This is a genomic window from Streptomyces sp. NPDC027672 (assembly GCF_055566335.1).
Map to the genome: position 1 here is coordinate 897,712 of NZ_JBVHSO010000002.1, position 12,483 is coordinate 910,194.

Sequence of the window (12,483 nt, forward strand, 5' to 3'; positions counted from 1 at the left end):
GACTCCCCTTTCCCCGGGGCCGTTTGGTGACCCTTCCTCCCACCTGCCCGGGCACGGGCCGCTCCGCCGTGCCCGCACACCCCGAAAGGCGGCCCGCATGGTCTCTCGCGTACGCGTCTGGCTCAACCGCACGTACGCGGAGAACGTGTTCTTCATGGATCAGCTACGGAGGAATCCCAGCGACCGGGCGGTCGAGATCCACGCCACGCACGGCGACCCGGACTCGCCCGTGCTGGCCGCCGCCGACACCGCCGAGCTGGAGCCGGAGGGCCTGTCCCCGGCCGCGTACGCGGAGTACGCGCTCGACCAGTGCGTCCGGCGCGGCATCGACGTGTTCGTGCCCCGGCTGCACCAGGCCGCGATCGTGGCGCAGCGGGCCGAGTTCGCGGCGGCCGGCACGGCGCTGCTGGCACCGACGCCCGAGGCGATCGCCGTGTTCGAGGACAAGGCGACCGCGTACGAGGCGGTGTGCTCGGTGGGCGTGCCGGTGCCGCCGTGGTGGCGGGTCCGCACGGCGGACGAACTGCTCGACGCGGTCGCCCGGTTGGAGGCCGCCGGGCACCGGGCGTGCTTCAAACCGGCCGTGGGCGCGGGCGGGGCGGGCTTCCGGACGATCACCCGGGCGCCCTTCTCGCTGGCACAACTGAACGGCTTCCCGGGCCCGGAGGTACGGCTGGACGTGGTCGTGGCGGCGCTGCGGCGGGCCGAGGAGCCCGTGGACTGGCTGGTGATGCCGCGCCTGGAGCAGCCCGAGGTGTCCGTCGACTGCCTGACCGGACCGGACAACCGGGTGCGGCTCGCGGTGGGCCGCACCAAGAACGGCCGCCGCCGGGGCTTCACCCTGGACGAACGGTGGCTGGCGCCGGCCCGGCTGATCGCGGAGGGTTTCGGGCTGCACCACCTGTCCAACATCCAGTTCCGCATGCTCGGCGACCGCCCGGTGCTGCTGGACGTCAACACCCGGCCCGCCGGAGGGCTGCACCAGCTATCCCTCTGCGGGGTGAACGCGCCGTGGGCGGCGGTGCGGCTGGCCCTGGGCGAGGACCCCGGCGTGATCGAACCGCCGTTCCTCGGCCAGGACTACACGGTGGTGTCGGGCCCGCGCCCCCTGACACCGACGGCGGGGCCCCGGCAACGGCCGGCAGCCGATGTACCGCTGCCGACCACACCCGCCACCGCCGCCCCCGTGGAAACGGCCCAGGCACTGCCCCTGTAGGGGCCTGAGGGCCCCTATCCGGCGCCCGGCGGGCGCCGTCCGCTCCCCCGGTGCCTACGCCAGGTACGCCAGTCCCGGGTGGGCCTCGGTGTAGTGGTCGACCAGGCGGCGGGCGACGGTGACCGAGTCGACCAGGGGGTGCAGGGCGAAGGCCGTCACGGCGGCCGCCCGGGAACCCGACTCGGCGGCGGCCAGCACCTCCCGCTCGACGGCCTTCACCGCGCACACCAGGCCGGTGGCGTGGCCGGGCAGCGGATCGGCGGCGAGCGGATGGGCGCCGTTCGCGTCGACCAGGCACGGCACCTCCACGACCGCGTCGGCGTCGAGGACGCGCAGCGTGGAGCGGTTGCGGACGTTGAGGATCAGGGTGGCGCGCTCGTCGCGGGCGATGGCCCGCATCAGGGCGAGGGCCACCTTCTCGTACCCGCCGGACAGGTCCTCGGCCTCGCGTTCGCCCGCGCCGGCGCTCTCCCGGTTCTCGGCCATGTACGTCGCCTCGCGCTCGGCCCGGGTACGGTCCCAGGCGAGCAGCGCGGAGCCGCCGGGACCGCCGGCCTGCTGGTAGAAGCGGGCCTGCTGGTCGCGCAGGAAGGCGCCGCGGGTCCGGTCGGCCTCCTGGTAGGCGCGGACGGTCTCCCGGTTGAAGTAGTAGTAGTGCAGGTACTCGTTGGGGATCGCGCCGAGCGAGCGCAGCCAGTCGGCGCCGAACAGCCGGCCCTCCTCGAAGGAGCCCAGCAGCTCGGAGTCGGCCAGCAGGCGCGGCAGTTCGTCCCGGCCGTTGACGCGCAGGCCGCGCACCCAGCCGAGGTGGTTGAGGCCGACGTAGTCGACGAAGGCCCGCTCCGGGTCGGCGCCGAGGACCCGGGCGATACGGCGGCCGAGGCCGACCGGCGAGTCGCAGATGCCGATGACGCGGTCGCCGAGGTGCCGGGACATGGCCTCGGTGACCAGTCCGGCGGGGTTGGTGAAGTTGATGACCCAGGCGTCGGGGGCGAGCCGGGCCACCCGGCGGGCGATGTCGACGGCGACCGGGACCGTGCGCAGACCGTAGGCGATCCCGCCGGCGCCCACGGTCTCCTGGCCCAGCACTCCTTCCGCGAGCGCGATCCGTTCGTCCGCCGCCCGGCCCTCCAGACCGCCGACGCGGATCGCGGAGAAGACGAAGGCGGCGCCGCGCAGGGCCTCGTCCAGGTCGGTGGTGGCGGACACGGCGGGCGCGTCGGGGACGCCCTCGGCCTGCTCGGCCAGCACCCGGGACACCGCGCGCAGCCGGCCGGCGTCCAGGTCGTGCAGCACGACCTCGGTGACCCGTCCTTCGGCGTGGTCGGCCAGCAGCGCGCCGTACACCAGCGGCACCCGGAACCCGCCGCCGCCCAGAATCGTCAGTTTCACGCCCGTACCTCTCTGTCGCTCCCGCACCCTTCTAGCAGACCGGCACCGCGCGGACGCCGGTGACCGCCTCCCGGCGGCAGGTGCCTTCCGCGCACCTGTGCCGGGCGAGGTGGCGCGGTCCGCGCGGACGGGCCACCGGGCGAGGTGGCGCGGGCCGCGCGGACCGGCCAGGCTTCGACCCCTGAACTCCCCTGCGGTGCGGGGACTTTCCATGTTTCACGTCTTGACTGCCCTCGGGCCGCAGAGCACATTGGCTCACCGTGAGAGCGCTCTCAGAATCCGTTGCGGGTGCTCTCGCCGTCCCCCGCACCCCTCCGCGTATCCGAGAGGCTCCCCATGAGCGCATCCTCCGGTGTTCCCAGACGCCGCTCCGCACGGCGCGCGTTCGGCTCCGTCGTGGCCGCACTCGGCCTGGCCGCCGCCCTCGCCACGGCCGCCGGCGCACCCGCCGACGCCTCCGTGCCCGCCCCGCCCGCCGGCTGGACCCAGGTCTTCGCTGACGACTTCAACGGCGCGGCCGGTTCCGCCGTCGACTCCGCCAACTGGCGCTACGACACCGGGACCTCCTATCCCGGCGGCGCCGCCGGCTGGGGCACCGGCGAGGTCGAGACGATGACGTCGAGCACCGCCAACGTCGCGCTGGACGGGAACGGCAATCTGCTCATCACCCCGCGCCGCGACGCCTCCGGCCAGTGGACCTCGGGCCGGATCGAGACCAACCGCACCGACTTCCAGCCGCCGGCCGGCGGAAAGCTGCGCGTGCAGGCCCGGATCCAGCTACCGAACGTCACCGGCGCCGCCGCCAAGGGCTACTGGCCGGCGTTCTGGATGCTGGGCGCGCCGTTCCGCGGCAACTACTGGAACTGGCCGGGCGTCGGCGAGCTGGACGTCATGGAGAACGTCCAGGGCCTGAACACCGACTGGGCCACGATGCACTGCGGCACCAACCCGGGCGGCCCGTGCAACGAGACCACCGGCATCGGCGGTTCGACCTCCTGCGCCGGCACCACCTGCCAGGCCGGCTTCCACACCTACGCGATGGAGTGGGACCGCTCGGCCAGCCCCGAGGAGATCCGCTTCTCCCTGGACGGCACCACCTTCCACACCGTCCGGGCGAACCAGGTCGACGCGACCACCTGGGCGAACGCCACCAACCACGGCTACTTCCTCATCCTCAACGTCGCGATGGGCGGCGGCTTCCCGGGCGCGTTCGGCGGCGGCCCGGACGGCGGCACCGAACCGGGCCACCCGATGACCGTCGACTACGTGCAGGTCCTGCAGTCCTCCGGCGGCGGCACCACTCCCCCGCCGCCCGGCGGCCGGGACGCCTACAGCCCCGTCCAGGCCGAGTCCTACGACGGCCAGTCCGGCGTCGTCACGGAGACCACCACGGACACCGGCGGCGGCCAGGACATCGGCTCCCTCGCCAACGGCGACTGGGCGCTGTACAAGGGGGTCGACTTCGGCGCGACCGCGGCGAGGCAGTTCTACGCCCGGGTCGCGAGCGGCGCGGCGAGCGGGGTCAGCGGCCTGGTCGAGGTGCGCCTCGACAGCCGTACCAGCGCGCCCGTCGGCAGCTTCGCCGTGGGCGGCACCGGCGGCTGGCAGTCCTGGCGGACGGTCCCGGCGAACATCGGCGCGGTCACCGGCACGCACGACGTCTACCTCACCTTCACCAGCGGCCAGCCGGCCGACTTCGTGAACGTGAACTGGTTCGACTTCGGGCACTGAGCCCGGGGCGGTGACCGGGCGGCGACGCGGACGGGCCCACGGCACGGACACACCGGCCCTCGCGCCGCCGCCACTCCGGAGCCGTCTCGCCGCCCGCCCGGGAGCGCCGGCGCCCGGCACCCCGGCCACGTAACCCGCCGGAAGCCCGGACGGCCGGCGCCCGGCCGTCCACGCGCGCGACCTCCGCCGCGCCTGCGGTGTCGTCCAGGCGTGCGACCACGAAAAGCCGGCGCCGGTCCCCCTCCGGTCAGCCCTCCACACCCCGCCGCCCGTCCGGCCGTTCCCGTCAGGGCGTCAGCGCAGCGCCGCACAGAAGCTCACCGGTGTCGTTCCCGTCGGAGCGTCAGCGCAGCTCCGCGCGGAACGTCACCGGTGTCTGGCCGGTGTGCAGCTGGAAGAACTTGGAGAAGTTCGCCGCGTCCGGGAAGCCCACCGCCGCCCCGACGCGGCCGATCGGCAGGTCCGTGTGGGCGAGCAGGCGCTTGGCCTCCAGGACGACGCGTTTGTCGATGAAGCCCTTCGGGGTCTCGCCGGTGGCCGCGCGGACGGCGCGGACCAGGGTGCGCCGGGAGTAACCGAGCGCGTCGGCGTAGGCGCTGACGCTGTGATTGGTGGCGAAGTCCTCTTCGACGGCGTCCCGGAACCGGGTGAAGGTGCTGTCGGTCTGCTGCCGGGAGGTCTCCGCGGCGCTGGTGGCGAGATGGGCGAGGCGCAGCAGCAGCGCGGTCAGGGTGTGCCGCAGGACGGCCGTGTGCAGGCCGGGCGGGAGCGTGGCGGTGTCCTCGTACTCGCGGCGGAGCTGGTCGAGGGCGGCTCGCACCGCGCTGAGCTGGGCCGGGTCCGGGCGCAGCAGCGGCGGCAGGTCGTAGCGGTACAGGCCGGCGGCCTCGACGGTGGCGCGGGGCAGGAAGCCGGGTTGCATGGTCAGCACGGTTCCGCGGTACACGATGTCCCGGGAGAAGCGGTGGACCTGTCCGGGACGGATCCACAGCAGGTCGCCGGCGCCGGCCTCGTACTCGGCGAAGTCGATCATGTGTCGTACGGGGCCGTCGGTGAAGAGCATGACCACATGGAAGTCGATGCGGTGGACGCGGTGCAGCGGGGCGTCGGCGTGCCAGGTGCGGTCGGTGCCCATGGGGCCGATCTGCATGCCCACGCCGCCGACGGCCAGCTCGGCCGGGAAGGGGAAGGTTCTGATCCCGTCGTCGTCAGGCCCGCCACCAGCGGCTTCGCCTCTTATAGCCGTCATGTCCTTTTCGTGCCGTTCTCGTCGTGCGATCACTGTCCCAGATTCACCACAGGCTGACACACCCCGACCTTTCTTCGAAAAAGTCAGACTTTTAAGTTTGAACGCGTCCGGCCAGCCACTTCGCACTGAACGAGGACTTCTTGAAGATGACCACGCAGACTTCCGACGGCTTCGAGTGGACCGACCTCGACCGGCGTGCCGTGGACACTGCCAGGCTCCTGGCGGCCGATGCGGTGCAGAAGGTGGGCAACGGACACCCGGGCACCGCGATGAGCCTGGCCCCTGCCGCGTACACGATCTTTCAGAAGGTGATGCGACACGACCCGGCCGACCCCGAGTGGACCGGCCGTGACCGGTTCGTCCTCTCCCCCGGCCACACCTCGCTCACCCTCTACACGCAGCTCTACCTCGCCGGCTACGAGCTGGAGCTGGACGACCTGAAGGCGTTCCGCACGCACGGCTCGAAGACGCCGGGCCACCCCGAGTACGGGCACACCGCGGGCGTGGAGACCACCACCGGCCCGCTCGGCCAGGGCGTCGCCAACGCCGTGGGCATGGCGATGGCGGCCCGCTACGAGCGCGGCCTGTTCGACCCGGAGGCGCCCGCCGGCGAGTCCCCCTTCGACCACACCATCTGGGCGATCGTCTCCGACGGCGACCTCCAGGAGGGCGTCTCCGCCGAGGCGTCCTCGCTGGCCGGCCACCAGAAGCTGGGCAACCTGGTCTTCGTCTACGACGACAACCACATCTCCATCGAGGGCGACACCGCGACCGCCTTCTCCGAGGACGTGCTCAAGCGGTACGAGGCCTACGGCTGGCACACCCAGCGCGTCGAGCCGACCGCGGACGGCGACATCGACGCCCCGGCCCTGTACGAGGCGCTGCGGGCGGCCCGGGCCGAGACCGGACGGCCGTCCATCATCGCCCTGCGCACGATCATCGCCTGGCCCGCCCCGAACGCCCGGAACACCGAGGCCTCGCACGGCTCCGCGCTCGGCGAGGAGGAGATCGCCGCCACCAAGCGCCTCCTCGGCTTCGACCCGGAGCGCACCTTCGAGGTCGCCGACGAGGTGCTCGCGCACACCCGCCGGGCCCTGGACCGGGGCGCGGAGGCGCACGCCGCCTGGGACAAGCGGATCGCCGAGTGGCGGGCCGCCCGGCCGGAGCGCGCCGAGCTGTTCGACCGGGTGAGCAAGGGCGAGCTGCCCGCGGGCTGGGAGGACGCCCTGCCCGTGTTCGAGGAGGGCAAGTCCGTCGCCACCCGCGCCGCCTCCGGCAAGGTCCTCCAGGCGCTCGGCCCGGTCGTCCCGGAGCTGTGGGGCGGCTCCGCCGACCTGGCCGGCTCCAACAACACCACCATCGACAAGGGCAGCTCCTTCCTGCCCGCGGGCAATCCGCTGCCCGAGTCCGACCCGTACGGCCGAACCGTGCACTTCGGGATCCGCGAGTTCTCCATGGCCGCGGAGATGAACGGCATCGCCCTGCACGGCAACACCCGGATCTACGGCGGCACCTTCCTGGTGTTCTCCGACTACATGCGCAACGCCGTGCGCATGTCGGCGCTGATGCAGCTTCCGGTCACCTACGTGTGGACGCACGACTCCATCGGCCTCGGCGAGGACGGCCCCACCCACCAGCCGGTCGAGCACCTGGCCTCGCTGCGCGCCATCCCCGGTCTGAACGTCGTCCGCCCGGCGGACGCCAACGAGACCGCGATCGCCTGGGCCGAGATCCTGAAGAGGCACGCCACGCACCCCGCCCCGCACGGGCTCGCGCTGACCCGCCAGGGCGTGCCGGTCTACGCGCCGAACGAGGACGCGGCCAAGGGCGGCTACGTACTGCGCGAGTCCTCGACGGAGGTCCCGGAGGTGGTCATCATCGCGACGGGCTCCGAGGTGCACCTCGCCGTGGCCGCGCGGGAGCTGCTGGAGGCCGCGGGGACCGGCACCCGGGTGGTGTCGATGCCGTGCGTGGAGTGGTTCGAGGAGCAGCCGCGCGAGTACCGCGAGCGGGTGCTGCCGCCGGCCGTCAAGGCCCGGGTCGCCGTGGAGGCCGGGATCGGCCTGACCTGGTACCGGTACGTAGGCGACGCCGGATGCGTCGTCTCGCTGGAGCACTTCGGTGCCTCCGCGGACGCCGAGACCCTCTTCGCCGAGTTCGGCTTCACCCCCGAGAACGTCGCCGCGGCGGCCCGCGCCTCGCTCGCCGCCGCGCGCGCCTGACACCGACACAAAGAGAAAGATGAGCACAGTGACCGAAGCAATCGCGACCCCGGGAGCCCTCAAGCGCCTCGCCGACGAGGGCGTGTCGATCTGGCTGGACGACCTGTCGCGCAAGCGGATCACCTCGGGCAGCCTCGCCGAGCTGGTGGCGAGCGGCAGTGCCGTCGGTGTCACCACGAACCCGTCCATCTTCCAGGCCGCCATCGGCTCCGGGGAGGGCTACGAGGAGCAGCTCGCCGACCTCGCCGTGCGCGGTGTCACGGTCGAGGAGGCCGTGCGGATGATGACGACGGCCGACGTGCGCGACGCCGCCGACATCCTGCGGGACGTGTACGACGCCACGGACGGCCGGGACGGCCGGGTCTCCATCGAGGTCGACCCGCGCCTGGCGCACCGCACCGAGGCGACCGTCGCCGAGGCCCGGCAGCTGCACTGGCTGGTCGACCGGCCCAACGTGATGATCAAGATTCCGGCGACCACGGCGGGCCTGCCGGCCATCACCGAGGTCGTCGGGCTCGGCATCAGCGTCAACGTGACCCTGATCTTCTCCCTGGAGCGCTACCGCCAGGTCATGGACGCCTACCTGGCCGGCCTGGAGAAGGCCCGCGAGCGGGGCGTGGACCTGTCCACCGTGCACTCGGTGGCGTCCTTCTTCGTCTCCCGCGTGGACAGCGAGATCGACAAGCGGCTGACCGCCCTCGGCACCGACGAGGCCCTGGCCCTCAAGGGCCGCGCGGCCCTCGCCAACGCCCGTCTCGCCTACGAGGCGTACGAGGAGGTCTTCTCCTCCGGCCGCTGGCAGGCCCTGGAGAGCGCGGGCGCCAACAAGCAGCGCCCGCTGTGGGCCTCCACCGGTGTGAAGGACCCGGCGTACAAGGACACCCTGTACGTGGACGAGCTGGTCGCCCCGGGCACCGTCAACACCATGCCCGAGGCCACCTTGAGGGCCGTCGCCGACCACGGCGAGATCACCGGTGACACCATCACCGGCGGCTACGAGCAGGCCCGCGCCGACCTGGCCGCCGCGCAGCGGCTCGGCATCTCCTACGACGAGGTCGTCCAGCAGCTCGAGGACGAGGGCGTCGCCAAGTTCGAGGCGGCCTGGCAGGACCTGCTGGACGCCGTCGCCACGTCCCTGAAGAGCAAGGGAGTTGACGCCTGATGACCGAGAACGCCCCCGCCGCCCAGGCACCCGAGGAGGTGCGCGTGCCGGTGGTCCCGGCCGCCGACTGGGTGAACCCGCTGCGGGACGCCCGCGACCGCCGGCTCCCGCGCATCGCCGGCCCGTCGGGTCTGGTCATCTTCGGGGTGACCGGTGACCTGTCCCGCAAGAAGCTGATGCCGGCCGTCTACGACCTGGCCAACCGCGGTCTGCTGCCGCCGGGCTTCTCCCTCGTCGGGTTCGCCCGCCGGGACTGGGAGGACCAGGACTTCGCGCAGGTCGTGCACGACGCGGTGCGCGAGCACTCCCGCACCCCGTTCCGCGAGGAGGTGTGGCAGCAGCTCGCCGAGGGCATGCGCTTCATCCCCGGCGACTTCGACGACGACACCGCGTTCAAGCAGCTCAAGGACGCCGTGGACGAGCTGGACGCCTCCCGCGGCACCGGCGGCAACTTCGCGTTCTACCTCTCGGTGCCGCCGAAGTTCTTCCCGAAGGTCGTGCAGCAGCTGAAGAAGCACGGCCTGGCGAGCCCGCCCGAGGGCTCCTGGCGGCGCGCGGTCATCGAGAAGCCGTTCGGTCACGACCTGGCCAGCGCCCGTGAGCTGAACGCGCTCGTGCACGACGTGTTCGAGCCGGACCAGGTGTTCCGGATCGACCACTACCTCGGCAAGGAGACCGTCCAGAACATCCTGGCGCTGCGCTTCGCCAACCAGATGTACGAGCCGATCTGGAACCGGTCGTACGTCGACCACGTGCAGATCACCATGGCCGAGGACATCGGCATCGGCGGCCGGGCCGGCTACTACGACGGCATCGGCGCCGCCCGGGACGTCATCCAGAACCACCTGCTCCAGCTCATGGCGCTCACCGCCATGGAGGAGCCGATCGCGTTCGACGCGGAGGCGCTGCTCACCGAGAAGCTGAAGGTGCTGAAGTCGGTGCGCCTTCCGGAGGACCTCGGCGGGCACACCGTGCGCGGGCAGTACGCGGCGGGCTGGCAGGGCGGCGAGAAGGTCGTCGGCTACCTCCAGGAGGAGGGCATCGACGCCAAGTCCAAGACCGACACCTTCGCCGCGATCAAGCTGGGCGTCGACAACCGCCGCTGGGCGGGCGTGCCGTTCTACCTGCGCACCGGCAAGCGGCTCGGCCGCCGGGTCACCGAGATCGCGGTCGTCTTCAAGCGGGCCCCGCACTCGCCGTTCGACTCCACCGCCACCGAGGAACTCGGCCAGAACGCGATCGTCATCCGGGTCCAGCCCGACGAGGGCATGACCGTGCGGTTCGGCTCCAAGGTGCCGGGCACCTCGATGGAGATCCGGGACGTGTCGATGGACTTCGCCTACGGCGAGTCGTTCACCGAGTCGAGCCCGGAGGCGTACGAGCGGCTCATCCTGGACGTGCTGCTCGGTGACGCCAACCTCTTCCCGCGCCACCAGGAGGTGGAGGAGTCCTGGAAGATCCTCGACCCGATCGAGGAGTACTGGGCGGCGCACGGCCGGCCGGCGCAGTACGCGTCGGGCAGCTGGGGACCGAGGGAAGCCGACGAGATGCTCGCACGAGACGGACGGAGCTGGCGCAGGCCATGAAGATCGACCTGACCGACACCACGGCAAGCAAGATCAACAAGGCGTTGGTGCAGGGGCGCCGCGCCATCGGCACACCGGCCGTGGGCATGGTCCTGACGATGGTCATCGTCACGGACGAGGAGAACGCCTACGACTCGATCAAGGCCGCCGAGGACGCCTCGCGCGAACACCCCTCGCGGACCCTGGTCGTCATCAAGCGGCACGCCCGCACGCTGCGCGACCGCACCCACTCCCGGCTGGACGCCGAGGTGCGCGTCGGCTCCGAGGCCGGCACCGGCGAGACGGTCGTGCTGCGCACCTACGGCGAGGTGTCCGACCACGCCGACTCGGTGGTCCTGCCGCTGCTGCTGCCGGACGCCCCGGTGGTGGTGTGGTGGCCGGTGGACGCGCCCGACGCCCCCGCCAAGGACCCGCTGGGCGCGCTCGCCCAGCGCCGGATCACCGACCTGTACGCCGTCGAGCGGCCGCTCGACGTGCTCCAGAACCGCGCCCGCAGCTACGCGCCCGGCGACACCGACCTGGCCTGGACCCGGCTGACCCTGTGGCGCTCCATGCTGGCCGCCGCCCTGGACCAGGCCCGGGTGCGGGTGACCTCGGCGGCCGTGGAGGCCGAGGCCGACAACCCCAGCGCCGAGCTGCTCGCGCGCTGGCTGGAGGCCCGTCTGAAGGTGTCCGTGGAGCGGGTGCACAGCGCCGGCCCGTTCGTCACGGCCGTCCGGCTCGGCACCGCGAACGGCGACATCGTCGTGGACCGGCCCGAGGGCCCGCTGGCCACGCTGACCCTGCCGGGCCAGCCGCCGCGCACCCTCGCCCTGAAGGTCCGCCCCACCTCCGAACTGATCGCCGAGGAGCTGCGCCGCCTCGACGCCGACGAGATGTACGCCATCGCCCTCCAGGGCGTGGCAACCAAGGAGAACGCCTGAGATGGCCGAGTTTCCGAAGCTCACCGACCGCCCCGAGTGGACGGCCCTCGCCGATCACCGCGCCCAGGGCCGGCCGCGGCTGCGCGACCTGTTCGCCGCGGACCCCGGGCGCGCCGAGCGGTACGTCGTGCGGGTCGGTGACCTGCACATCGACTACAGCAAGCACCTGATCACCGACGAGACTCTGCGTCTGCTCCAGGAACTGGCCGCCGCGACCGGTGTGTTCGGGCTGCGGGACGCGATGTTCCGGGGTGAGCGGATCAACGTCACCGAGGACCGGGCGGTGCTGCACACCGCGCTGCGGGCGCCGCGGGAGGCGGTGGTCGAGGCCGACGGGGAGAACGTGGTGCCCCGGGTGCACGCGGTGCTGGACAAGATGGCGGACTTCGCCGGCCGGGTGCGGTCCGGGGAGTGGACCGGGCACACCGGCAAGCGCATCCGCACGGTCGTCAACATCGGCATCGGCGGCTCCGACCTGGGCCCCGCGATGGCCTACGAGGCCCTGCGCGCCTTCACCGACCGCGACCTGACCGTCCGGTTCGTGTCGAACGTGGACGGCGCCGACCTGCACGAGGCGGTCCGCGACCTGGACCCCGCCGAGACCCTGTTCATCGTCGCGTCCAAGACGTTCACCACCATCGAGACCCTCACCAACGCCACCTCCGCACGGTCCTGGCTGCTGGCCGCGCTCGGCGACGAGAGGGCGGTGGCCCGGCACTTCGTGGCCCTGTCCACGAACGCGGAGAAGGTCACCGCGTTCGGCATCGACCCGGACAACATGTTCGAGTTCTGGGACTGGGTCGGCGGACGCTACTCCTACGACTCCGCGATCGGCCTGTCCCTGATGATCGCCATCGGAGCGGACCGCTTCCGCGAGATGCTCGACGGCTTCCGCACGGTCGACGAGCACTTCCGCACCGCGCCCGCCGAGGCCAACGCCCCGCTGCTGCTGGGCCTGCTGGGCATCTGGTACGGCAACTTCCACGACGCCCAGACCCACGC

General features: G+C 72.5%; 9 protein-coding genes. 7 read left to right on the top strand and 2 right to left on the bottom strand.

Annotated features, from left to right (window positions below; translation table 11 throughout):
- Positions 1–97 precede the first annotated feature (97 nt).
- Positions 98–1,216, top strand: a complete 1,119-nt coding sequence (locus tag ACZ4SV_RS08305; protein WP_468002453.1) for an ATP-grasp domain-containing protein — start codon at positions 98–100, stop codon at positions 1,214–1,216.
- A 54-nt stretch (positions 1,217–1,270) separates the two neighbouring features.
- Here the strand turns inward: ACZ4SV_RS08305 and ACZ4SV_RS08310 are convergent, their stop codons facing one another.
- Positions 1,271–2,608 carry a 6-phospho-beta-glucosidase gene (locus tag ACZ4SV_RS08310; protein WP_365881232.1) on the bottom strand — a complete coding sequence of 446 codons (1,338 nt, stop codon included), beginning with the start codon at positions 2,606–2,608 and terminating at the stop codon, positions 1,271–1,273.
- 336 nt (positions 2,609–2,944) lie between these two features.
- Here ACZ4SV_RS08310 and ACZ4SV_RS08315 point away from each other — a divergent pair, with 336 nt between their 5' ends.
- Positions 2,945–4,339, top strand: coding sequence for a glycoside hydrolase family 16 protein (locus ACZ4SV_RS08315; protein ID WP_468002455.1), 1,395 nt, complete (start codon positions 2,945–2,947; stop codon positions 4,337–4,339).
- A gap of 343 nt (positions 4,340–4,682) precedes the next feature.
- Here the strand turns inward: ACZ4SV_RS08315 and ACZ4SV_RS08320 are convergent, their stop codons facing one another.
- Positions 4,683–5,588, bottom strand: coding sequence for a helix-turn-helix domain-containing protein (locus ACZ4SV_RS08320; protein WP_397948403.1), 906 nt, complete (start codon positions 5,586–5,588; stop codon positions 4,683–4,685).
- 146 nt (positions 5,589–5,734) lie between these two features.
- On the opposite strand from ACZ4SV_RS08320, the gene tkt reads away from it, so the two are divergent.
- The 5 genes from tkt to ACZ4SV_RS08345 form a co-directional block, all read left to right on the top strand.
- Positions 5,735–7,810 (top strand): transketolase, encoded by a 2,076-nt coding sequence (gene tkt / locus ACZ4SV_RS08325; protein ID WP_468002458.1) that lies wholly within the window; start codon positions 5,735–5,737, stop codon positions 7,808–7,810.
- Positions 7,811–7,829: 19 nt separating this feature from the next.
- Positions 7,830–8,972, top strand: coding sequence for a transaldolase (gene tal, locus ACZ4SV_RS08330; protein WP_468002460.1), 1,143 nt, complete (start codon positions 7,830–7,832; stop codon positions 8,970–8,972).
- Positions 8,972–10,558: a glucose-6-phosphate dehydrogenase gene (zwf, locus tag ACZ4SV_RS08335; protein ID WP_397935626.1), complete on the top strand. Its 1,587-nt coding sequence runs from the start codon at positions 8,972–8,974 to the stop codon at positions 10,556–10,558. Before tal ends, zwf begins: the two co-directional genes overlap by 1 nt.
- Positions 10,555–11,481, top strand: coding sequence for a glucose-6-phosphate dehydrogenase assembly protein OpcA (opcA, locus tag ACZ4SV_RS08340; RefSeq protein WP_468002462.1), 927 nt, complete (start codon positions 10,555–10,557; stop codon positions 11,479–11,481). The genes zwf and opcA overlap by 4 nt, the downstream gene beginning before the upstream one ends.
- Position 11,482: 1 nt before the next feature.
- Positions 11,483–12,483: glucose-6-phosphate isomerase (locus ACZ4SV_RS08345; protein WP_468002464.1), on the top strand; the 1,001-nt coding region annotated here is incomplete at its 3' end.

What these genes read in the sequence shown, in the direction of transcription:
- ACZ4SV_RS08320 (WP_397948403.1), bottom strand. Translation starts at nt 5,588, where the DNA reads ATGACGGCTATAAGAGGCGAAGCCGCTGGTGGCGGGCCTGACGACGAC.
- ACZ4SV_RS08305 (WP_468002453.1), top strand. Translation starts at nt 98, where the DNA reads ATGGTCTCTCGCGTACGCGTCTGGCTCAACCGCACGTACGCGGAGAAC.
- opcA (WP_468002462.1), top strand. Translation starts at nt 10,555, where the DNA reads ATGAAGATCGACCTGACCGACACCACGGCAAGCAAGATCAACAAGGCG.
- tkt (WP_468002458.1), top strand. Translation starts at nt 5,735, where the DNA reads ATGACCACGCAGACTTCCGACGGCTTCGAGTGGACCGACCTCGACCGG.
- zwf (WP_397935626.1), top strand. Translation starts at nt 8,972, where the DNA reads ATGACCGAGAACGCCCCCGCCGCCCAGGCACCCGAGGAGGTGCGCGTG.
- tal (WP_468002460.1), top strand. Translation starts at nt 7,830, where the DNA reads ATGAGCACAGTGACCGAAGCAATCGCGACCCCGGGAGCCCTCAAGCGC.
- ACZ4SV_RS08315 (WP_468002455.1), top strand. Translation starts at nt 2,945, where the DNA reads ATGAGCGCATCCTCCGGTGTTCCCAGACGCCGCTCCGCACGGCGCGCG.